22 protein-coding genes are annotated in these 21455 nt (G+C 74.3%); 5 read left to right on the top strand and 17 right to left on the bottom strand.

Annotated features, from left to right (window positions below):
• Positions 1–33: 33 nt before the first annotated feature.
• The 3 genes from IE118_RS10590 to IE118_RS10580 form a co-directional block, all read right to left on the bottom strand.
• On the bottom strand, positions 34–321 hold the full coding sequence (locus IE118_RS10590) for a DUF3040 domain-containing protein (RefSeq protein ID WP_189557505.1): 288 nt from the start codon (positions 319–321) through the stop codon (positions 34–36).
• Positions 322–426: 105 nt separating this feature from the next.
• Entirely contained in the window at positions 427–768 is a 342-nt protein-coding gene (locus tag IE118_RS10585) for a hypothetical protein (RefSeq protein WP_189557504.1), read from the bottom strand.
• Positions 768–911 (bottom strand): hypothetical protein, encoded by a 144-nt coding sequence (locus IE118_RS10580; RefSeq protein WP_189557503.1) that lies wholly within the window; start codon positions 909–911, stop codon positions 768–770. The genes IE118_RS10585 and IE118_RS10580 overlap by 1 nt, the downstream gene beginning before the upstream one ends.
• Before the next feature lie 412 nt (positions 912–1323).
• On the opposite strand from IE118_RS10580, the gene IE118_RS10575 reads away from it, so the two are divergent.
• Positions 1324–1611 carry a zinc-ribbon domain-containing protein gene (locus IE118_RS10575; protein WP_189557502.1) on the top strand — a complete coding sequence of 96 codons (288 nt, stop codon included), beginning with the start codon at positions 1324–1326 and terminating at the stop codon, positions 1609–1611.
• A gap of 64 nt (positions 1612–1675) precedes the next feature.
• Here IE118_RS10575 and IE118_RS10570 read toward each other — a convergent pair whose 3' ends face one another.
• Positions 1676–2395: a TIGR03943 family putative permease subunit gene (locus tag IE118_RS10570; RefSeq protein ID WP_189557501.1), complete on the bottom strand. Its 720-nt coding sequence runs from the start codon at positions 2393–2395 to the stop codon at positions 1676–1678.
• Complete coding sequence (locus IE118_RS10565) at positions 2392–3441, bottom strand: permease (RefSeq protein ID WP_229846751.1); 1050 nt, start codon at positions 3439–3441, stop codon at positions 2392–2394. The genes IE118_RS10570 and IE118_RS10565 overlap by 4 nt, the downstream gene beginning before the upstream one ends.
• A gap of 189 nt (positions 3442–3630) precedes the next feature.
• On the opposite strand from IE118_RS10565, the gene IE118_RS10560 reads away from it, so the two are divergent.
• On the top strand, positions 3631–5523 hold the full coding sequence (locus tag IE118_RS10560) for a potassium channel family protein (RefSeq protein ID WP_189557624.1): 1893 nt from the start codon (positions 3631–3633) through the stop codon (positions 5521–5523).
• A 106-nt stretch (positions 5524–5629) separates the two neighbouring features.
• Here the strand turns inward: IE118_RS10560 and IE118_RS10555 are convergent, their stop codons facing one another.
• Complete coding sequence (locus tag IE118_RS10555) at positions 5630–7477, bottom strand: S9 family peptidase (RefSeq protein WP_189557500.1); 1848 nt, start codon at positions 7475–7477, stop codon at positions 5630–5632.
• 444 nt (positions 7478–7921) lie between these two features.
• Between IE118_RS10555 and IE118_RS10550 the strand changes: the two genes are divergently transcribed.
• Complete coding sequence (locus IE118_RS10550; RefSeq protein ID WP_189557499.1) at positions 7922–8770, top strand: SURF1 family protein; 849 nt, start codon at positions 7922–7924, stop codon at positions 8768–8770.
• Here the strand turns inward: IE118_RS10550 and IE118_RS10545 are convergent.
• The 7 genes from IE118_RS10545 to IE118_RS10515 all read right to left on the bottom strand — a co-directional run bounded on the left by IE118_RS10545 (position 8737) and on the right by IE118_RS10515 (position 15401).
• Positions 8737–10104, bottom strand: a complete 1368-nt coding sequence (locus IE118_RS10545) for a hypothetical protein (protein ID WP_229846750.1) — start codon at positions 10102–10104, stop codon at positions 8737–8739. The genes IE118_RS10550 and IE118_RS10545 overlap by 34 nt on opposite strands.
• Positions 10101–10700: a SigE family RNA polymerase sigma factor gene (locus tag IE118_RS10540; RefSeq protein ID WP_228968596.1), complete on the bottom strand. Its 600-nt coding sequence runs from the start codon at positions 10698–10700 to the stop codon at positions 10101–10103. The genes IE118_RS10545 and IE118_RS10540 overlap by 4 nt, the downstream gene beginning before the upstream one ends.
• 470 nt (positions 10701–11170) lie before the next feature.
• The gene (locus tag IE118_RS10535) at positions 11171–12244 is read right to left on the bottom strand and encodes an aspartate-semialdehyde dehydrogenase (protein ID WP_189557497.1); all 1074 of its coding nucleotides are present in this window, start codon (positions 12242–12244) and stop codon (positions 11171–11173) included.
• Positions 12244–13521: an aspartate kinase gene (locus IE118_RS10530; RefSeq protein WP_189557496.1), complete on the bottom strand. Its 1278-nt coding sequence runs from the start codon at positions 13519–13521 to the stop codon at positions 12244–12246. Before IE118_RS10530 ends, IE118_RS10535 begins: the two co-directional genes overlap by 1 nt.
• Positions 13522–13729: 208 nt before the next feature.
• Positions 13730–14389, bottom strand: a complete 660-nt coding sequence (locus tag IE118_RS10525; protein WP_189557495.1) for a DUF5063 domain-containing protein — start codon at positions 14387–14389, stop codon at positions 13730–13732.
• Positions 14382–14981 (bottom strand): recombination mediator RecR, encoded by a 600-nt coding sequence (recR, locus tag IE118_RS10520; protein WP_145868131.1) that lies wholly within the window; start codon positions 14979–14981, stop codon positions 14382–14384. The genes IE118_RS10525 and recR overlap by 8 nt, the downstream gene beginning before the upstream one ends.
• A gap of 78 nt (positions 14982–15059) precedes the next feature.
• Positions 15060–15401 (bottom strand): YbaB/EbfC family nucleoid-associated protein, encoded by a 342-nt coding sequence (locus IE118_RS10515; RefSeq protein WP_189557494.1) that lies wholly within the window; start codon positions 15399–15401, stop codon positions 15060–15062.
• A gap of 315 nt (positions 15402–15716) precedes the next feature.
• Between IE118_RS10515 and IE118_RS10510 the strand changes: the two genes are divergently transcribed.
• Entirely contained in the window at positions 15717–16463 is a 747-nt protein-coding gene (locus IE118_RS10510) for an SLATT domain-containing protein (protein ID WP_189557493.1), read from the top strand.
• Positions 16464–16505: 42 nt separating this feature from the next.
• Here IE118_RS10510 and IE118_RS10505 read toward each other — a convergent pair whose 3' ends face one another.
• The 4 genes from IE118_RS10505 to IE118_RS10490 all read right to left on the bottom strand — a co-directional run bounded on the left by IE118_RS10505 (position 16506) and on the right by IE118_RS10490 (position 19809).
• Positions 16506–16694: a hypothetical protein gene (locus IE118_RS10505; protein WP_189557492.1), complete on the bottom strand. Its 189-nt coding sequence runs from the start codon at positions 16692–16694 to the stop codon at positions 16506–16508.
• A 94-nt stretch (positions 16695–16788) separates the two neighbouring features.
• On the bottom strand, positions 16789–18657 hold the full coding sequence (locus tag IE118_RS10500) for a serine/threonine-protein kinase (protein WP_189557491.1): 1869 nt from the start codon (positions 18655–18657) through the stop codon (positions 16789–16791).
• A gap of 79 nt (positions 18658–18736) precedes the next feature.
• Positions 18737–19207: a MarR family winged helix-turn-helix transcriptional regulator gene (locus IE118_RS10495; RefSeq protein ID WP_189557490.1), complete on the bottom strand. Its 471-nt coding sequence runs from the start codon at positions 19205–19207 to the stop codon at positions 18737–18739.
• On the bottom strand, positions 19204–19809 hold the full coding sequence (locus IE118_RS10490) for a DJ-1/PfpI family protein (protein ID WP_189557489.1): 606 nt from the start codon (positions 19807–19809) through the stop codon (positions 19204–19206). Before IE118_RS10490 ends, IE118_RS10495 begins: the two co-directional genes overlap by 4 nt.
• Positions 19810–19977: 168 nt before the next feature.
• On the opposite strand from IE118_RS10490, the gene IE118_RS10485 reads away from it, so the two are divergent.
• The gene (locus tag IE118_RS10485) at positions 19978–21333 is read left to right on the top strand and encodes an aspartate aminotransferase family protein (RefSeq protein ID WP_189557488.1); all 1356 of its coding nucleotides are present in this window, start codon (positions 19978–19980) and stop codon (positions 21331–21333) included.
• Positions 21334–21455: the final 122 nt, after the last annotated feature.

Raw genomic sequence — 21455 nt, 5'->3', positions numbered from 1 at the left:
CGCACGGTCCCCGGGCGGTGCGCGGCCCCGGCGTCAGAACCGGCGGGGGGCGCGACGGTGCCGCGTCCCGCGGTGCGGGTCGAACAGCTCCCCGGCGACCCCGGCCAGCACCAGACCGGCGGCGACGAGCAGCCCGTGGGCCAGGGCGATGCCGGCACCCAGCACGGCCAGCGCGACGGCGAGCAGCAGCCAGGCCCGGGCGTACCGGTACTCGCGGGGCCGGCGGGGGCGGCCGTCGCCGAGGCCGCGGGCGAACCGGGGGTCCTCGCGGTGCAGCCGGGCCGAGATCTCGTGGAGCCGTCCGTCATCGGGGCCGTCCATGGCCCTCTTCTCGGCCGCCGGCTCGCGGCGGGGGGCGGTGGGAAGACGTCGGCGCGGTCCCCGGTGTGATCCATCTGCTGTCCTCTCGCATCCCGTGCCTCACGATCACACCAGGACGAAGTAGCGCGGCCAGACATACGCGGCCGCGGTGGTGACGGTGACCGCGGTGACGAGGAACGGCACCACGGGCACGCCGAGCCGCCGGCAGACCCGGTACGGTCCGCCGCGCGCCCGGCGGGCCGCCCGGACGGCGATGTACGCGAAGACGCCGGTGCGTCTCACCACGGCGACGATCGGCATCGTGCCGAGCAGCGGGGAGATGACGTCCCGGTCGATGCCGGCGTGCTCGGAGAGGAGCGCGTGCTCGGAGAGGGACGCGTGCTCGGAGAGGAACGCGTGCTCGGAGAGGGACGCGTGCTCGACGTCGGTCGCCCCGATGAGCGGCATCAGGACCCGCCGAGCGCTGCTCCCACCCTTCCGGCGGATCGGGTCCGTTCCCACGCGGCCGCCGAACGGCACAGCAGCAGCACCAGCGGAGCCGGGACGCCCACGTCGTCGTTGCGGCCGGGTCGCTGCGTCGCTGCGTGCATCAGGGCGCGGGCTCCTCTCATGGTCCGGCAGCCCGCGCGGTCCGCTCCGTGAGCGGTACCCGAGGTGCTCAGGACGGGTACGGGGCAGGCCGGGATGTGTGGCTCCCACCTTCACCCGGCGGGGGAATCGCGGACCATCGGGGACGGCACCCAAATGGCCCGGGGGTCCGACCCGCACGGATTCGGTGAGCCGTGGGTGTCGTCCCCGATGCCCGTCGGGGGCCGGCCTCGTCGCCGCGGTGCCGGGGGCCTCCTCCAGGGTCAGGCGACGGGCGCACGCCGGTGGCCTCGCCCGCCGCCCCTGGCCGCCGCGTGGGGTGCGGCGGTCCGGCGGCCGGTCACGTTGCCGACCGCTCTGATCGTCTGATGTGGTGGTGGTTCGGGGAACCGCGGCCCGGGAAGGATCGACGACATGATCATCTTTGGCACCAAGGGGTATCTGCATCAGCTCGCGATACTGACGCTGGTGTGCGCGCAGTGCGGGAACCCGTCCGCGCACACGCTCAGGAAGCGGGTCACGAAGTTCACCCTGTTCTTCGTGCCGCTCTTCCCGGTCTCCACCAAGTACGCCACCCAGTGCACGTTCTGCGGTGCGGAACAGAAGGTGACCCAGGAGCAGGCCGAGCAGCTCCGGGCGCAGTCCCTCGGCGGCGGCCAGGCGCAGGGCCGGCCGCACCAGCAGGAGCCGTACCGGCCCTAGCGGCACGGAATCCGGCACGGCCGGCCGGGGCGTCACCGCGCGGGTGACGGCCGCGGTCGCCGTCCTAGCCGTTCCACACCTCGTCGTACGGGTTGCGCGGGGCCGGGACCGGTTCGGCCCGGACGACGTCGATGTAAGGGATCGGGCCGCCGTTGACCGGGTCCTTCGTGCGGCGCGGGGTGTAGGTGCCGGTGATCCTCAGCCAGGTGTCCGGGCGCAGCACCGGCGGGACCCGGCCGGTCAGCGCGACCTTGACCGGGCGGCCGTCCGCGGCACAGCAGTTGAGGCTCATGCGGACCAGGTACGGGTCGTCCGTGCCGTTCGCCGCCACGAAGCCGGTGATGCTGATGGGCCGGTCGCGCAGGTGCCGGCCGTCGTCGTGGACGGCGCGGGCCGCGTACTCCCCGACACCGAGGCGCAGCGGCCCCCGCGCGGGCAGTTCCGGGAAGCCGAGGGGTTTCGTCAGGGCGGTACCGGTGTGGGCCGCGCTGTAGGAGCCGAGGGGTGGCGGGGCGACCAGGATCAGGGCGAAGAGGGGCAGGGTGAGGAGCCAGGAGACCCGGGGTGCGCGGTGCGGCTCCCGCGCGCCGGGCGGGCGCCGCCACTCGTACCAGGCCGTCGCCGCGGCCGCCGCGACCAGCACCGCGCCGGCCAGCAGGAGCAGCGGCCGCAGGCCCGCCTTGACGTACCGCAGGTGGAGGTCGGTCAGACCGGCGTGCAGCACCGTCGCGCCGAGCAGGAACAGCAGGGCCGCCTGGGCCTGGCCGTCGAGCCGTGTCCTCACAGCAGCACCGCTCCCGTCAGGGCCGACACGGTCACGCCCAGCACGAAGGTCGCGGGCGCGAACCGCAGGGCGAAGGCGCGGCCGAAGGTGCCCGCCTGCATCGCGAAGAGCTTGAGGTCGACCATCGGCCCCACGACCAGGAAGGCCAGCCGCGCCGTCAGCGAGAACTGGGTCAGCGACGCCGCCACGAACGCGTCCGCCTCCGAGCAGATCGAGAGCAGGACGGCCAGCACCGCCAGCGCCAGCACCGACAGCACCGGGCGATCCGCCACCGAGCCCAGCCACCGCTCCGGCACCACCGCCTTCAGCGTCGCCGCCGCCATCGCGCCGATCACCAGGAAGCCGCCCGCGTGCATCACGTCGTGCCGCACCGCCCCCCAGAACGCCGCGCCCCTGCCTCGGCCGTCGTACACCGACCGGGAGGGCGGCCGCAGCAGGTCGGCGCGGCCCAGGCGCTGCCACAGCCAGCCCATCGCACACGCCACCAGCAGGCTCGCCACCAGACGGGCCACCACCATCTCCGGGTTGCCCGGGAAGGCGACCGCCGTCGCCGTCAGCACGATCGGGTTGATCGCGGGCGCGGACAGCAGGAACGCCAGGGCCGCCGCCGGAGCCACTCCCCTGCGCACCAGCGCTCCCGCGACCGGCACGGACGCGCACTCGCAGCCCGGGAGCACCGCGCCCGCCGCGCCCGCGACCGGCACCGCCAGCGCCGGACGCTTCGGCAGGGCCCGGGCGAAGAACGACGGCGGGACGAAGACCGCGATGGCCGCCGACAGCAGGACACCGAGCACCAGGAAGGGCAGCGCCTGTACGACGACGGCCACGAACACCGTCATCCAGCTCTGCATCACCGGGGCGGCCAGGGCACCGCGGACGGGGCCCTGGAACAGCACGGCCGTGAGCAGCACCAGGGTGAGCAGGAGGGAGGGGTCGAGGTGCCGGGACTCCCCGGCGGACGGCCCGGACGCCGGCTCCGGCCCGCCGGTGCCGGGCGGGGGCGAGCCCGGTGACGTCGACGGGGCCGACGAGGTCGTGGGGGCCACGGGCCGGCTGCACCTCCCTGGACGCGCGCGAGACGGCGGGCCCGCTCGGGTCCCCGCCCCCCTTGGTACGCGGGACGGGGCACGGGCGTTCACCCGGCACCTGGAACCACGCGCCGCGATGAGGCAGTCTCTTGCCCCGTGGTGAGTCTGCTTCCCAACCCCGCCCTGCCCGGCGACCCTTCGGCCCACATGGTGGTGTGCGGGGACGACGGGCTCGCGCACCGGCTCGCCGCCGAACTCCGCGGTGTCTACCGCGAGCAGGTGACCCTCGTCGTCCCGCCCGCCGGACGCGCCGCGCGCCGGCCGGTGGCCGGGCGGGCCCGGGCGGCCTCCGCCGCCCTGCTGGACCGGGTGGTGACCGCGGTCAACAGCCGGGGCAACGGCGGCTCCGACGACACCCTGGCCCCCGGCGAGCGGATCGTGGAGGCCGCCGAGCCGACCGAGGCCGTGCTCGCCGAGGCGGGCGTGGCACGGGCCGCCGCGCTGGCCCTGGTGTACGACGACGACGAGACCAACATCCGCGCCGCGCTGGACGCCCGCCGGCTCAACCCCCGGCTGCGGCTCGTGCTCCGGCTCTACAACCGGCGGCTCGGCCAGCACATCGAGGAACTCCTCGACCAGGCCGCCGAACTGGCGGGCGACACGGCACCGGGACGGGGCGGCGCCGGGACCGACATCTCGACCACCGTGCTGTCCGACTCCGACACGGCCGCACCCGCGCTGGTCGCCACCGCGCTCGTCGGCACCAGCAAGGTCGTCGACGCGGAAGGGCTGCTGCTGCGGGCCGTGGAACGCCGGCCCCCGGCGCCCGGCGAGGTGGCCGACCCCGGGCTGTGCACGCTGGCGCTGCTGTCCGCCACGAGCAACGACCCGGCCGGTGCCGAGGGTTCGGAGGACAGCGGCGAGCAGGGGCCGCGCCTGCTGCCCGACGCGGCCGCGGTGGCGGCGGCCACCGGGCGCGGGACGGTGGTGCTGGAGCAACTCTCGTACTCCGGGCCTCCCCTGCCCGCCCGCCGGGGCGGACCGCCGTTCGCCTCGCTGTTCTCGCGGCGGCTGCGCTGGTCGCTCGCGGGACTGGTCGCGGCGGTGATCGCGCTCGCCGTCGCGCTGACCGTGGTGACCCGCGACAATCCGCTGCACGCCACCTACGTCACCCTGCTCGACCTGTTCGCCATCAACGAGCCCGCGCACAGCCAGTCCACGGGGCGGCAGATCCTTCAACTGCTGTCCATGGGCGTCGGGTTGCTGCTGCTGCCGGTGCTGCTCGCCGCGGTGCTGGAGGCGCTGGGGACGTTCCGCACGGCGTCGTCCCTGCGGAAGCCGCCGCGCGGGCTGAGCGGACACGTGGTGCTGCTCGGACTGGGCAAGGTCGGCACGCGGGTGCTGACGCGGCTGCGGGAGCTGCACATCCCGGTGGTGTGCGTCGAGGCGGACCCGGAGGCCCGGGGGATGGCCGCCGCGCGGCGGTTGCGCGTCCCGGTGGTGGTCGGGGACGTCACCCAGGAAGGCGTCCTGGAGGCCGCGAAGATCCACCGCGCGGACGCGCTGCTCGCGCTGACCAGTGAGGACACCACGAACCTGGAGGCGGTGCTGTACGCGCGGTCGGTACGGCCGGACCTGCGGGCGGTGCTGCGGCTGTACGACGACGACTTCGCGAAGGCGGTGTACCGGACGCTGCGGACGGCGCACCCGGGCGCGCTGACGCGGAGCCGGAGCGTGACGCACCTGGCGGCGCCCGCGTTCGCCGGGGCGATGATGGGGCGGCAGATCCTCGGGGCGATACCGGTGGAGCGGCGGGTGCTGCTGTTCGCGGCGGTGGTCGTGGGCGGGTATCCGCAGCTGGAGGGGCGGACGGTCGGGGAGGCGTTCCGGGCGGGGGCGTGGCGGGTGCTGGCGCTCGACACGGCTGCGGCCTCCGGCGGTGCGCGCGGTTACGGGCCGGAGATGCCGGGGGCGGGGCTGGTGTGGGACCTGCCGGACACCTATGTGCTGCGGGCCGGGGACCGGGTGGTGCTGGCGGCGACGCGGCGGGGGCTGGCGGAGTTGCTGGGGCGGCGGCGGGGGGCGGGTGCGGGGCGCTGACCCGGGCCGGGCGGGATGGGTCCGCCCACCCGCGCCGGCGGGGCCGCGGCTCGGGCGGGGACCCGCCCGCCCGCAGCCGCGGGAGCTGCGGGCGGACGGGGCCCGGTCACGCCGGGAGGTGTCTGGCGGCGAAGTCGAGTTCCAGGCGGATCTGCTTGATGCGCTCGTCGACGACCAGGGAGCCGTGGCCGGCGTCGTAGCGGTACACCTCGTGGACCGCGTTGCGCGACTCCAGGCGCTTGACGTAGTTCTCGATCTGCTGGATGGGGCAGCGCGGGTCGTTGACGCCGGCCGAGATGTAGACCGGGGCCCTGACCTGGTCGACGTAGGTGATGGGGGACGACGCCTCGAAGCGCTCGGGGACCTCCTCCGGCGTGCCGCCGAGCAGCGTGCGGTCCATCGCCTTCAGCGCTTCCATCTCGTCGTGGTACGCCGTGACGTAGTCGGCGACCGGGACGGCGGCGATGCCCAGCGCCCACGCGTCCGGCTGCGTGCCCAGGCCGAGCAGCGTCAGGTAGCCGCCCCAGGAGCCGCCGGTGAGGATCAGCCGGGCGGGGTCCGCGAGGCCGGAGCCGACCGCCCACGCGCGGACCGCCTCGATGTCCTCCAGCTCGATCAGGCCCACCCGGTGCTTCAGCGCGTCCGTCCAGGCGCGCCCGTACCCGGTGGAGCCCCGGTAGTTGACGCGGACCACCGCGTAGCCGTGGTCGACCCAGGCCGCCGGGCCCGCCGCGAAGGAGTCGCTGTCGTGCCAGGTGGGACCGCCGTGGATGTCGAAGACCGTGGGGAGCGGGCCGGTCGCCCCGGCCGGCTTCTGCACGAGGGCGTGGATGCGGCCGCCGGGCCCCTCCACCCACACGTCCTCCACCGGCACCGAACCGGGTGACTTCATGCCGGGCGGGTCGAGGACCACACCGCCCGCCGTGGACCGCACCACCGGCGGCTGTGCCGCCGAGGACCACAGGTACTCCACGCTGCCGTCGGGGCGGACCGTCGCACCCGAGACGGCGCCGCGCGGGGTGGGGATCTCCACCAGCCGGCGCTCGGTCAGGTCGTAGCGGAACAGCTCGCCGCGCGCCTCGAAGCCGTGCGCGATGAGCAGCCCCGTGCCGTCCGGGTACCACTCGGCGCTGACGTCGCCGGGCAGTTCCAGGGCGAGGTCCTGCTCCTCCCCCGTCGCCACGTCCCACACCAGGGGCTCCCAGCGGCCGCGCCGCTGATGTCCGATGAGCAGCCGGGTGTCGCCCTCCACCGGGGCGAAGCCCAGCACCTCCAGGCCCAGCTCCCTGGTGCCGCCCTCGGTGTCGTCGAGCTCGGCGACCGTCGTGCCGTCGGGGCGCATCACCCGCAGCGCGGAGTGCATGGCGTCACCGTGCTCGGTGTGCTCCACGGCGATCAGCGAACCGTCGTAGGAGAGGTCGCCGACGCCCGCCGACTCCCGGTGCCGGTACAGCTCCACCGGCGCCTCGCCGGTGCGGACCAGGTGGATCGTCGTCCCGTCCTCGTCCGTGGAACGGCCCACGACCGCCGTGCGGCCGTCCCTGCCCAGCGCGAGACCGGCCGGGTAGGAGGGGGCGAGGCCCGGGGCCGCCGGCTCGTCCTCGCCGCCCGTGAACCGCTGGCGCCGCCAGACCCCGAACTCGTCGCCGTCCTTGTCGTCGAACCACCAGATCCACTCGCCGTCCGGCGAGAGCACGCCGTCCGTCGTGCCGTTGGGCCGGTGCGTCACCTGGCGCTGATCGTCCGTCGACCGGTCCCACGCGTACAGCTCGTACGTCCCCGTCGCGTTCGACACGAACAGGGAGCGGTCGGGGGCGTCCTCGGCCCAGTCGGGCAGGGACACCCGGGGCGCCCGGAAGCGCTTCTCCCAGTCGGGCATCCCCGCGCCCTGTCCGGCTCGATCGGTCTGGTGGTCCGCCCGGCCCGGCGCGTCGGACCCGTTGCTCTCAGTCATGACCCCATCTTGCCCGTCCGCGGGGCATTCCACCGACACGGTTCCCAGCCCTGTGGACAACCTCCACCGGATCCGTCACCGCCCCCGCCCCCGGCGGCGTCCCCGAGCCTCCCGCCGCAGGTCGGGGCCGACGGATCCGGCGGCCGGACCGGACCGTCGGCGGCGGGGCGCGCACCGCACCGCACGACCGCACGGCGCGGGACCGTCGAGCGCTTCCGGCGGGCCGCCGAGGCCCGTGACCGGACCGCGTTCACCGCCACCCCGGCCGAGGACGGACGCCTTCGGGCGCGGGGCGACCATCATCGACGTCCGGCCCGGGCCGGACGAGCCGCCGGCCGGGCGTGAACATCCGGTCGAGCGGTCACCGCCGCGGCGCGGGCGTCCCCCGGGCCGGTACCGACCCCGCGGGCCGGGAACCGGGTGCGGACCCGTACCGTTGGGGGGGTGTACCGGTTTCTGCTGACGCCCCGCTGGTGGGGGATCAACGTCTTCCTGTTGCTGTCCATCCCCTTCTGCATCTTCATGGGGTCCTGGCAGCTGGGCCGGTTCGAGGACCGGGTCGACAACCACCGCGAGGCCGAGGAGCGGGTCGTCTCGGACCAGCGGGAGGAGGCCCGGCCGCTGGACGACCTGCTGCCCGTCACCAAGGCCACCTCCGGCAAGCAGACCACCGCGAGCGGCCGGTACGACACCGAGCTGCTGGTGCCCGACCGGAAGGTGGACGGCGAGGACGGCTACTACGTCCTCACGCTGCTGCGCACCGACACCGGCCGCGCCCTGCCCGTCGTACGGGGCTGGCTGCCCGGCGCCCCCGACCCGGCGAAGGTGCCCGCACCGCCCGCCGGTGAGGTCACCGTCACCGGCGCGCTCCAGGCGTCCGAGACCCCGGGCAGCAACGGCGTCAGCGCCCGCGGCGGCCTGCCGCAGGGCCAGACGGCCGCGATCAGCTCCGCCTCGCTGGTGAACCTGGTGCCGTACGACGTGTACGACGCCTGGGTCACGCTCAACCGCGGGGACTCCGGGATGCAGGCGGTACCGGCGTCCGCGCCGGGCGGCACCGGACTGGACCTGAAGGCCTTCCAGAACCTCGGCTACACCGCCGAGTGGTTCGCCTTCGTCGGCTTCGTGATCTTCATGTGGTTCCGGCTGCTGCGCCGCGAGGTGGAGCTCGCCCGCGACGCGGAGCTGGGCCTCGCGGAGGGCGGGGACGGCACCGCCGAGGACGGCGACGACGGCACCGAGGACGACGGCACCCCCCGTCAGCCGGCGGGTGTCAGCAGCCCCGTCCAGTAGACCGTCCCCGCGCACGCGTTGCCGATGGTCGTGGTGGCCGAGCTCGAACCCGTCGACGCCGTGTACGACACCGCCACGCTGCCCTCGGTGCCGCCGTCCGCCCGGACGGTCTGCGTCGCCGTGCCGCCGTCGGTGCCCTCGGACGCGCCGGTCGTCGTGGTCGGGTCGCCGGAGGGTGTCGGGTCGGGCGAGGGCCCGCCGGTGCCGCCGCCCGGCGTCCCGCCGGGGGTGGGACAGGTCTCGGAGGGCACCCAGGCGAACTGCACCTCGTAGGCCGCGCCCGGCTTCAGGACCAGCTGCCCCGCCTCCTGGGAGGGGTCGGGCAGCCCGGCGGCCGCGTCCCCCGCCACGTGCCGCGCCGAGCCCACCTTGGCGGCCGAGGCGGCACCCTGCGGGGTGACGCCCACGACGCCGGCGCCCTCGACCGTGCAGTCGGCCGTGGAGACGTTGGCGACCCGGAAGGAGCCGTAGACCGCGCCCGTGGAGTCGGGGGCGGCGCTGTTCGCCACCGCCGGGCCGAGCTGGGCGGCGGTGCAGGCGGGCGCCGGGTCGGACGCGTCGGCCGAGGGGTCGGCCCCCTCGGTCGCCCCCGTACCGGACCCGGTGCTGGAGCCGTCCTTGTCCTCGTCCTTCTCCTTGTCCTCGGTGCCGCCGCCGACCTCGTCCGAGGAGCCGCCCGCGGTGCTCTCGCCGCCGCCGGGGTCCTTGCCCTGGCCGGTGCCGCCCTGCGCCTGCGAGGCGTGGCCGACGGCCGACGGGTTGGCGTCGGAGCCGGAGGCGGTGGTGACGTGCACGAGGGCGGGGACGGCCGTGCCGACGAACAGGGCGGCGGCGGCCATGCCGACGAGGGCCTGGCGCTTGCGTGCCCGGCGGGCGGGGACGGCCCGGCGCAGGTAGTCGAGGGTGCCGTCGCCCGGCTCCACCTCGCGCACCGCCTGCCGCAGCAGGGTGCGCAGTTCCAGCTCGTCCGAGTCGAGCCCCTCGGGGCCTCGGTCGTCCCGGCCGTGGTTCACAGTTCCGTTCCCAGCGTGCGTGTGCTTCGGCTCTTGCCCGTGCGGCGTCACGAGCCCGCGCAGCCGCGCCGGCCCGTCCCCGGTCTCCCGGAGGCCCTCGGCGTCCCGCCCGGTGTCGGTCTTCCGCCCGGTGCCGCTGTCCCGGTCACCCACGGGGTCCCGTCCCGTGCCGGTGTCCGGCGCGTCCACGGGGTCCCGCCCGGTGCCGGTATCCGGCGCGTCCTCGGTGTCCGGGGCGCCCCCGGTCTCCCGTCCGGCGTCGGCCGCGGGCGTGCTCTCCGGCTCGCGGTCCTCGTGACCCGCGGTGCTGCCGTCGCTCATGCCGACGCCCCCATGGCCAGCCGCAGCGCCGCGATCCCGCGCGAGCCGTACGCCTTCACCGAGCCCAGCGAGATGCCGAGCGTCTCCGCGACCTGGGCCTCCGTCATGTCGGCGAAGTAGCGCAGCACCAGCACCTCGCGCTGGCGGCGCTGGAGGTTCTTCATCGCCTTGATGAGGGAGTCGCGCTCCAGCTGGTCGTAGGCGCCCTCCTCCGCGCTCGCCATGTCCGGCATGGGCTTGGAGAGCAGCTTCAGGCCGAGGATGCGGCGGCGCAGCGCGGAACGCGACAGGTTGACCACCGTCTGGCGCAGGTAGGCCAGGGTCTTCTCCGGGTCCCGGACGCGTTTGCGGGCCGAGTGGACGCGGATGAACGCCTCCTGGACGACGTCCTCGCAGGAGGCGGTGTCGTCGAGCAGCAGCGCGGCCAGGCCCAGCAGCGAGCGGTAGTGGGCGCGGTAGGTCTCGGTGAGGTGGTCGACGGTGGTGCCGGCCGCGACGGCGTCGTCGGCGCCGTCACGCTGACCGGGTATGCGGGCGGGCCGCGCTGCGGGCATGCGGGCGATCACCGGCATGCCGCCGCCGGACGCGCCGGGCATGCGGGGTCGGAGAGCCTGGCGGGGCGGCCGGAGGGCCGTGCCGCGCGGCGCTGTGAAGTCGAGTACCTCAGCCACGTCAGTTGGACACGCTTCCCCCCGCAAGGGTTGTACGTGCCGGGCGTCACTTCCGCGGCGGCCGCCGCCGACGGCGGCCCGTCCGCGCCAGGCAGCACCACCGACAGCGCTTTCCGTGCCCTCATGCGACCCGCTCTTCCCCTGTGTCCCATATGAACGGACGTCCCCACGTCCGGTTCCAGACGTCCCCACGTCTGAAAGGCAGCGTCCCCAGGCCCCTGGAAGGGCGACCGCAAAGACGCTCCCCGCCCTCCGCTCGGTTGCGGAGGACGGGGAGGTGAATCCTTGTGCCATCCTCGGCCGCCGTATCTGCGGTGACAAGTGGTCCAGACCGAGAACCCGGCTGCCGCGGCTTACACAGATCCTACAAACGAATCCTCCGTGATCCAGAACTTTTACCGCTCGGCGACGACGAGCTCCGCGATCTGCGCGGTGTTGAGCGCCGCGCCCTTGCGCAGGTTGTCCCCGCACACGAACAGCTCCAGTGCCGTGGGATCGTCCAGGGCCCGTCGTACCCGCCCGACCCAGGTCGGGTCGGTGCCGACGACGTCGGCGGGGGTGGGGAACTCCCCCGCGGCCGGGTTGTCGAACAGGACGACGCCGGGGGCGGTGGCGATGATCTCGCGCGCCCGGTCGACGGTGACCTCGCCCTCGAAACGGGCGTGCACGGTGAGGGAGTGCGTGGTGACGACGGGGACGCGGACACAGGTGACCGCCACGGGGAGCGCGGGCAGGCCCAGGATCTTGCGGGTCTCGTCCCGGACCTTCATCTCCTCGGAGGACCAGCCGTCCTCGCGCAGCGATCCGGCCCACGGCACGACGTTCAGCGCGACCGGCTCCGGGAAGGGGCCGGTCCTGTCCCCCACGGCCCGCCGCAGGTCGCCGGGGTGGGTCCCCAGTTCCGTACCGGCCACCAGGGACATCTGTTCGCGCAGCGTCCGCACGCCGGCGAGGCCGGCACCGCTGACCGCCTGGTAGGAGGAGGCGACCAGTTCGCGCAGGCCGAACTCGGCGTGCAGCGCGCCCAGCGCGACGATCATCGACAGGGTGGTGCAGTTCGGGTTGGCGACGATCCCGCGCGGGCGCCTGCGCACGGCGTGCGGGTTGACCTCGGGCACGACGAGCGGCACGTCCGGGTCCATGCGGAAGGCGCCGGAGTTGTCGACGACCACCGCGCCCCGCGCGGCGGCGACGGGCGCCCACTGCTCGGCGACCTCGTCGGGGACGTCGAACATCGCGACGTCGACCCCGTCGAAGGCCTCCTCGGTGAGCGCCACCACCTCGACCTCTTCGCCGCGCACGGTCAGCTTGCGGCCGGCCGAGCGCGCGGAGGCGACGAGCCGGATCTCGCCCCAGACGTCCGCCCGCTGGGACAGGATCTGGAGCATGACCGTGCCGACGGCCCCGGTCGCTCCCACGACCGCGAGCGTCGGCCGCCCGGAACGTCCGGGTCCCTCGGGTCCGGCCATCAGCGGCCGGTGCCTCCGTAGACCACGGCCTCGTCGCTGTCGGAGTCCAGTCCGAAGGCGGAGTGCACGGCGCGGACGGCCTCGGGCACGTCGTCCTTGCGGGTGACGACCGAGATGCGGATCTCGGAGGTCGAGATCAGCTCGATGTTGACGCCCGCGTCGCTGAGCGCGGTGAAGAAGTCGGCGGTGACGCCCGGGTTGGTCTTCATGCCCGCGCCGACCAGGGAGATCTTGCCGATCTGGTCGTCGTAGCGCAGGGAGTCGAAGCCGATGGCGGCCTTGTTCTTCTCCAGGGCGTCGATGGCCTTGCGGCCCTCGGTCTTCGGCAGGGTGAAGGAGATGTCCGTCAGGCCGGTGGAGGCGGCGGACACGTTCTGCACGACCATGTCGATGTTGATCTCGGCGTCGGCGATCGTGCGGAAGATCGAAGCCGCCTCGCCGGGCTTGTCCGGCACGCCGACGACCGTGACCTTGGCCTCGGAGGTGTCGTGCGCGACACCGGAGATGAGAGCCTGCTCCACCTGCTTGTCCCCTTGCTTCTTCGGCTCGCTGCTGACCCACGTGCCCTGGAGTCCGCTGAAGGACGAGCGGACGTGGATCGGGATGTTGTACCGGCGGGCGTACTCCACACAGCGGTGGAGCAGCACCTTGGAACCGGAGGCCGCCAGTTCGAGCATGTCCTCGAACGAGATCCAGTCGATCTTCCTGGCCCTGGTCACCACGCGCGGGTCGGCGGTGAACACGCCGTCGACGTCCGTGTAGATCTCGCAGACCTCGGCGTCGAGCGCGGCGGCGAGGGCGACGGCGGTGGTGTCGGAACCGCCGCGGCCGAGCGTGGTGATGTCCTTGGTGTCCTGGCTGACGCCCTGGAAGCCGGCGACGATGGCGATGTTGCCCTCGTCCACCGAGGCCTTGATCCGGCCCGGCGTGACATCGATGATGCGGGCTTTGTTGTGGACCGAGTCGGTGATGACACCTGCCTGGCTGCCGGTGAAGCTCTGGGCGTTGTGGCCCAGGTTCTTGATCGCCATGGCCAGCAGGGCCATCGAGATCCGCTCTCCGGCGGTCAGCAGCATGTCGAGCTCGCGCCCGGCAGGAATCGGGGAAACCTGCTCGGCGAGATCGATCAGCTCGTCCGTCGTGTCGCCCATCGCGGAAACCACGGCGACCACCTGGTGGCCGTTCCTCTTGGCTTCCACGATCCGCTTGGCGACGCGCTTGATGCCTTCGGCATCGGCTACGGAGGAGCCTCCGTACTTCTGCACGACAAGGCCCACGTGCGCTCCTCGCTCAGTCCGTCGTTTTCCGCGGTCCGCACACACAGGTGTGCGCCGCGGTCGGTTCAGTCTATCGAGCGTCCGAAAAACCCCTCCGCGATATCGCATCGTGAGACATCCGGCCGCCCGCGCAGGGGGCTCATGCCCATCCCGCCCCGACCCACTCGGAAAAGCGACCCGCGTCACACCGGGGCGTGCGGAGTGGCTCTCAGGTGACCGGGCGCATGCCCAGGGGGGCGGCGATCTCCTGGGCCATGACGCGGCCCGCCTCGAATTCCAGGGTGTCGTCGCCCATGCCCTGGTCGGTGTCGAGGCCGTCGAGTTCGGCGAGGGGCTGGTTCAGGCGGACGTGGGCGACCACCGACTGCAGGGCGCGCAGGGTGGCGGACGCCGTGGAGCCCCAGTTGGAGAAGTAGGAGAACTGCCACCACCACAGGGCCTCCGTGGTGCGGCCGGCCTTGTAGTGGGCCATGCCGTGGCGGAGGTCGGTGATGACGTCGGTGAGGTCGTCGGAGATACGGGCCGGGACGGGCGCCTTGCGGGGCTCGTAGGGGTCGAAGACCTCGGAGTAGACGTCGACCGGGTCGAGCAGGCGGGCCAGGTTCTCGCGGAGCAGGTCCACGTCGGCCTCCGGGCCCAGGTCGGGCTCGTAGCGCTCGTCGGGGACGATGTCCTCGTGGGCGCCCAGGCGGCCGCCCGCCAGCAGCAGCTGGGAGACCTCCAGGAGGAGGAAGGGGACCGCCGAGTCGGGCTCGTCGCCCTTCGCGACCTCCGTGACGGCGACCAGGAAGCTCTCGATCTGGTCCGCGACCTGGACCGCGAAGTCGTCCGGATTCCGGTCGGTCGCGTGCAGCGTGGCGTCAGACATCTAGGAGTCGTCTCCCCTCGAAGGCGCGGCCGAGGGTGACCTCGTCCGCGTATTCCAGGTCGCCGCCCACCGGGAGGCCGCTGGCCAGGCGGGTGACCTTCAGGCCCATGGGCTTGATCATGCGGGCGAGGTACGTCGCCGTGGCCTCGCCCTCGAGGTTCGGGTCCGTGGCCAGGATGAGCTCCGTGACCGTGCCGTCGGCGAGACGGGCCAGGAGTTCCCGGATCCGCAGATCGTCCGGGCCCACCCCGTCGATCGGGCTGATCGCCCCGCCCAGCACGTGGTAGCGGCCCCGGAACTCACGGGTGCGCTCGATGGCCACCACGTCCTTGGGCTCCTCCACCACGCAGATGACCGCCGGGTCGCGGCGGGCGTCGCGGCAGATGCCGCACTGCTCCTCCTGCGCGACGTTCCCGCAGGTCGCGCAGAAGCGGACCTTCGCCTTGACCTCCATCAGCGCGTGCGCGAGGCGCCGTACGTCCGTCGGCTCCGCCTGCAGGATGTGGAAGGCGATCCGCTGCGCGCTCTTGGGACCGACGCCGGGCAGCCGCCCCAGCTCGTCGATGAGGTCCTGGACCACGCCTTCGTACAACGGACTGCCGTCCTTCCTAGGTGGTGCTTCAGTACGTACGGTAGAGGCCCGCGGGCCTTCTTAGTAAGGGCGGGAAGGTCAGAAGGGGAGACCGGGGATCCCTCCGCCGCCCAGTCCCTGGGCGAGCGGGCCGAGCTTCTGCTGCTGGAGGGCCTGGGCGTTCTCGTTGGCCGCCTGGACCGCCGCGACGACCAGGTCCGCGAGGGTCTCGGTGTCCTCCGGGTCCACCGCCTTCGGGTCGATCGTCAGCGCGCGCAGTTCGCCGGAGCCGGTGACGGTGGCCTTCACCAGTCCGCCGCCCGCCTGTCCCTCGACCTCCGTACGCGCGAGTTCCTCCTGCGCCTGGGCAAGGTCCTGCTGCATCTTCTGGGCCTGCTGGAGCAGCTGCTGCATGTTGGGCTGGCCACCACCGGGGATCACGATTCAGCTCCTTGGTCGGTCCGTCGGTCCGTGTATCACGGTTTTGCCGTTCGGCACGAGCCTACGTGGTCGGACCAGCCGTCGCCCCGGCACTCTTTCGAGTGAGTCCCGGACGGGGCCCTATACCGGACGACGGCCTACTTCCGGGGGAAAGGGCGCCCGAACCCCCGGCGCCGCCACCCATTGGGAGGTAGGAAGGGTCGGACGCGCGCGCACTTGGCGTCACAATCCATGCACACAACGTACGCGTCGCCGGGCGGGGGCCGGCAGGGATCAGCAGGGGTCGGCAGGGTCGGTGCAGTAGGGAGATACCGGGTGGGTCAGCCGGAGATGCAGCCCGAGGGTCGGTCTCAGGACCGGCGGGGCGAGGGGACGGCCGGGGAGCGGCCGGGCGATCCGGCCGGACGCGCGTTCCCGCTCGGGGACTGGGGCGACCCGGCGTCCCGGCTGGACGAGCTGTACCGGTGGGTGGAGCGCGGGGCGCTGGACACCGCCGCCTGGTACCTGGAGGACCGCGCCTGGAAGCGGCGGTGCGCGTGGGCGCTGCGGGCGGGTACCGCGGCGGGCGCGCTGGCCGGGGCGGCGCTGCCGCTGCTCGACCTGACCGGCGCGGCCGACGGCTCCGCGTCCTGGGGGTACCTGGCGCTGCTGCTGGCGGTGGCATGTGTAGCCGGGGACCGGTTCTTCGGGATGACGTCCGGCTGGATGCGGGACGTGGCGACGGCACAGGCCCTCCAACGGCGGCTGCAGAGCTTCCAGTTCGACTGGGCCTCGGAGTGCGTCCGCGAGGTGCTGGGTCCCACCGAGGGCACGGCGAGCGAGGCGGCCGAGCGGTGCCTCACGGTGCTCAGGCGGTTCTCGGAGGACGTCACGGAGCTGGTGCGGGTGGAGACGGCCGACTGGATGGTGGAGTTCCGCAGCGGGGGCGCGCCGCTGGGCGTGCAGACGGCGCTGGCGGGCGGCGGACGGCCGGAGGGCCCCCTCCCGCACGGCCGTTTCTCCTCCCCGCCGGGGCCGGCCCGCCCCAACATGCCGCGCCAGCGCCCGCCGGAGCCGCGCTGAGACCGGCCGTCCCACCAGGCCGCGCCGAGACCGGCCGTCCCGTCAGGACCGCGCCGCTTTCGGCGCTCCCGCCGTGGTCGCCACGCGACCGGCCGTCCCGCCGGAGCCGGCCGTCAGCCGGCGCGCCGCGCACACGAGGATCGCCGTCCCCACGGCCACCAGGTTCTCCGCGCTCAGCCACTCCATCGTGCCGCCCCCGCAACCGCCCCGCACGTCCGCCAGGGTGGCCACCGTACGGCCGTGCGGAGGCGGGGCCGGTCCGCGTCCGCGGAAGTTCACCGGCGTTCGCCGAACGTTCAACCAGTGCGGGGGACGCGGGACTTGGTCAGTCGCGGGTGTAGGTGAGCTGTTCGCCGCTGCCGGTGGTGACGCGCTGGAGGGAGCCGTCGGGGAGCAGGGTGATCCGGCTGGCGGCCCCCGGGGAGCAGGCGCCGCCCGGGCCGACCGTCACGGTGGACGGGCCGAGGTCCAGCCGGTCGCCGGAGCCGCCGGTGAGCGGGGCCTCGAAGACGCAGTGGTAGGTGCCGTTCCCGGTGGGCCCGTCGGCGACCAGGGACATCACCGTGTCGCCGGGCTCACCCTGCTGGACGGTGAGCCGGCGGCTGTGCTGCCCACTGGCGTTGTCGATGGTGGCGGACCAGGTGCCGAGGAAGTCCGCCGGGACCGAGCCGTCCGCCGGCGCGGAGGTGGTGGGCCGCCCGGTGCCGGCCGTCCGCCGGTCGTCCGGCGTGTCCGCCTCCTCGGTCCGCGGCGCGCTGCTCGGCGTGGAGGGGGCCGACGGGTCGCCGCCGGCGCGGTCGCCGCCCGTGCCGCCGCTCATCAGCGCGTACACGGTGCCGCCCGCGGCGAGCGCGACGACCAGGGCGATCACCACGAGCAGCGCGGTGGAGCGGTTGTCCCTGCGCGGCTCGGGCGGCGGCGCGTAGGCCGGGATCATCCCGGCCGGGGGCGGGCCGTAGGGCGGGGTGGGGCCGGCGCCGTAGCCGTTGTGCGGGTGGCCGTACGCGGGGGGCTGCGGGTGCGGGTGGGCCTGGCCGTACGCGCCGGCCGGGGCGGGGCCGGGCGGCGGGGTGGTGCCGTTCTGCCCGTCGGGGCCCGCGACGAGGGTGGGGAGGTGGTTCCCGTCCTGCTGTCCCGGCGGCGTGGCCGGGTCGCCGGGAGGTGCCGCGGAGTCGTCGGCGGCGCGGGCGTGTTCGGGGGCGTCACCCGTCCCGGCGGCACCGGGGGGCTCCGCGGACGGGCCCGGGGCCGTCGGCACGGGCTGCCGGGGCGCTTCCGGGTCCTCCGTGTCCAGCAGCCGCACGGCGTGCCGGCCGAGCTGGGCGACGAGGGCGCTGGGCAGCCAGGGGTCGCGGGAGCGGCCGCCGACGACGGTGTCCTCCGCGCCGGTGCGTTCCAGCACCTGGTCGAGGGTGGGCCGTGCGGCCGGGTCCTTGTGCAGGCAGTCGCGGACGAGCACGGCGAGTCCCTCGGGGACCCGTTGCAGGTCGGGTTCCTCCTGGGCGATGCGGAACATCAGGGCGTGCACCCCGCTGTTGGCGGTGCCGAAGGGGAGTTCGCCGGTCGCCGCGTAGGCCAGCACCGAGCCGAGGCAGAACACGTCGCAGGCGGGCGTGATGCGGTCGCCGCGCACCTGCTCGGGCGCCATGAACCCGGGCGAGCCGACGAGCGCGCCGGTGCGGGTCAGCCCGCCGTCGGTGACCGTCTCCAGCGCCCGCGCGATGCCGAAGTCGATGACCCGCGGGCCGTCGATGGTGACGAGCACGTTGGACGGCTTGAGGTCGCGGTGGACCATCCCGGCGGCGTGGATGTCCTTCAGCGCGTGCGCGAGACCGGCGGCGAGGATGCGCACCGACCGCTCGGGCAGCGCGCCGTGGTCGTGCCCGACCACCTGCTGGAGGCTCGGTCCGGCGACGTATCCGGTGGCGACCCAGGGGACGGGTGCCTCGGTGTCCGCGTCCAGCACGGGGGCGGTCCAGTCGCCCCCGACCCGCCGCGCGGCCTGCACCTCCTGGCGGAAGCGCGCCCGGAACTCCTCCTCGCGGGCCAGCTCCGTGCGGACCAGCTTCACGGCGACGGTGCGTCCCCGGTCGGAGCGGGCGAGGTAGACCTGCCCCATTCCGCCGGCGCCGAGCCGGGCCAGCAGCCGGTACGCCCCGATGGTCCGCGGATCCCCGGCCCCGAGCTTGTCCATCGCCGCGCCGCCTTCCCCCGTGCAGTGAGCAACGGATCGAGGATAGTGCGGGGCCGGTGCGCGGTGAGCGGGGCGCTGTCTACGGTTCCGTAACAGGCGGTCCGATCCGGTCGAGCACCTCGGACAGCCGCTCCAGCGCCCGCACCGCCCGGGCGAGGTCCTCCTCGCCGTACTCCTCCTCGTACGCCCGCGCCAGCCGCTCGGCGAAGGCCGCGTGGCCGGGGTCGATGCGGCGGACCGCGGCGCGGCCCTCGTCGGTGGGGGCGAGGAGCTTGGCGCGGCGGTGGGCGGGGTTGGGCCGGTACTCGGCCAGTCCGGCGTCCACCAGCAGGTCCGCGACGCGCTGCACGCTCTGCCGGGTGATGCCCATGGCCCTGGCGATCCCGGAGACGGGAAGCGGCTCGCCGAGGACGGCGCCGAGCACCTGCCAGCGGGCGGCGCTGATCCCGGCGGGCCGGGCCAGTTCCTCCGCGACCGCGAGGAACTGGCCGTTCAGCCGGAAGGTGCCGAGCGCGCCCCGGCTGAGCAGGTCCTGCTGCTGACGGCTCACCGGCTCAGCGCCTCCTCGTACTCGGCGTAGGCGGCCGGGTCGGAGTCGTGGAACAGCCGGTACCAGGCGTCGGTGGTCTTCGCGTCGTAGGCGCCGAGCAGCCGGAAGACCTCGCGGGCGAAGGCGACGGGCTCGGTCGGTCCGGCGGTGACGAGACCCCCGTCGGTGACCGCGTCCGCCTCCGCGTACCGTCCGGCGCCGGCGTAGCCGGTCATGGCGAGGTAGGGGGCGGCGCCGCTGGTGTGCGCGCGGTCGTCGAGCAGCCCCTCGCGGGCCAGCCCGGCGGTGGCCCCGCAGATCGCGGCGACGGGCACCCCGGCGTCGAGGAAGGCGCGGGCGGTGCGGGCGAAGGGGGCGAGGTCGTCACTCTCGTCCCAGCGGGCGGCACCGGGGAGGATCAGCAGCGAGCTGTCCCCGGGGCGCAGCGCGTCGAGCGCGAGGTCGGGCAGCACGCGCAGTCCGCCCATGCTGGTGACCGGTTCCCCGGCCGGGGCGACGGTGCGCACCTCGTAGCCGGCGAGCGCGAGGTGCGCGGTGGTGTGACCGGTCTCCCAGTCGGCGTAGGTGTCGTAGACGGCGAGGTGCACGGGCTTGCGGGTCATGACCGCTCCCTGGGGTGTGGTGTCCGGATCCGCCTTCTGATGACAGTAGCCTGTCATGACGACAGCAGGCTGTCAATTGGATGCGTCGACAACCTGTCGCGGAAAGGCCCCGAGCGCAGACAGGCCGCCGATGTCGCGGCCGCGCCCGCCCCGCTTACCCTCGGCGGCATGACTCCTCAGCCGAACCCCGAGGTCGGGACCGCCGTGAAGGCCGCCGACCGTGCGCATGTGTTCCACTCCTGGTCCGCACAGGAGCTCATCGACCCGCTCGCCGTCGCCGGGGCGCAGGGGTCGTACTTCTGGGACTACGACGGCCGGCGCTACCTCGACTTCGCCAGCGGGCTCGTCTACACCAACATCGGCTACCAGCACCCCGCGGTGGTCGCCGCGATCCAGGAGCAGGCGGCGCGGATGACGACGTTCGCGCCCGCGTTCGCCGTCGAGGCCCGCTCCGAGGCGGCCCGGCTGATCGCCGAGCGGACCCCCGGCGACCTGGACAGGATCTTCTTCACCAACGGCGGCGCCGACGCCGTCGAGCACGCGCTGCGCATGGCGCGGCTGCACACCGGGCGGCCCAAGGTGCTCTCCGCCTACCGCTCGTACCACGGTGGCACCCAGCAGGCCGTGAACGTCACCGGCGACCCGCGCCGCTGGGCCTCCGACACCGGCACCGCCGGGGTGGTGCACTTCTGGGCGCCGTTCCTGTACCGCTCGCGCTTCTACGCCGAGACCGAGGAGCAGGAGTGCGCGCGGGCCCTGGAGCACCTGGAGACGACGATCGCCTTCGAGGGGCCGTCGACCATCGCCGCGATCATCCTGGAGACGATCCCGGGCACGGCCGGGATCATGCCGCCGCCCGCCGGTTACCTCGCCGGCGTCCGCGAACTGTGCGACAGGCACGGCATCCTCCTCGTCCTCGACGAGGTCATGGCCGGCTTCGGGCGCACCGGCACCTGGTTCGCGGCCGGCCTGTACGACGTCGTCCCGGACCTGCTGACCTTCGCCAAGGGCGTGAACTCCGGCTATGTGCCGCTCGGCGGCGTCGCCATCTCCGGGGCGGTGGCGGAGACCTTCGCCAGGCGTCCCTACCCGGGCGGACTGACCTACTCGGGGCACCCGCTGGCCTGTGCCGCCGCCGTCGCGACGATCAACGTGATGGAGGAGGAGGGGATCGTCGGGAACGCGGCGGCCCTCGGCGCGTCCGTCGTCGGACCCGGACTGCGCGCGCTGGCGGAGCGGCACCCCTGCGTGGGCGAGGTCCGTGGCGTGGGCATGTTCTGGGCGCTGGAGCTGGTGCGCGACCGGGAGACCCGGGAGCCGCTGGTCCCGTACAACGCGACCGGCGAGGCGAACGCCCCGATGGCGGCCTTCGCCGCCGCCGCGAAGGAGGCCGGCATCTGGCCCTTCGTGAACATGAACCGCACGCACGTGGTGCCGCCGTGCAACGTGAGCGAGGCGGAGCTGAAGGAGGGGCTGGCGGCGCTGGACGCGGCCCTGACCGTCGCGGACGGCCACGTGGCGTAACGGGGAGGACGGGCCGGACACCCCGGCGCGGGGCGGTCGGGGTCCCGCGCGCGTTCGAACATGCGCGCCCATCCGACAGCGTAAGGTGGCGTGCCCGTGCCCCCTTGGCACGCACGCCACCC

Origin of the sequence: Streptomyces pilosus (assembly GCF_014649835.1) — a bacterium.
Taxonomy (GTDB): Bacteria; Actinomycetota; Actinomycetes; order Streptomycetales; family Streptomycetaceae; genus Streptomyces; species Streptomyces pilosus.
This window is presented reverse-complemented; position numbering and strand designations above follow the sequence as displayed.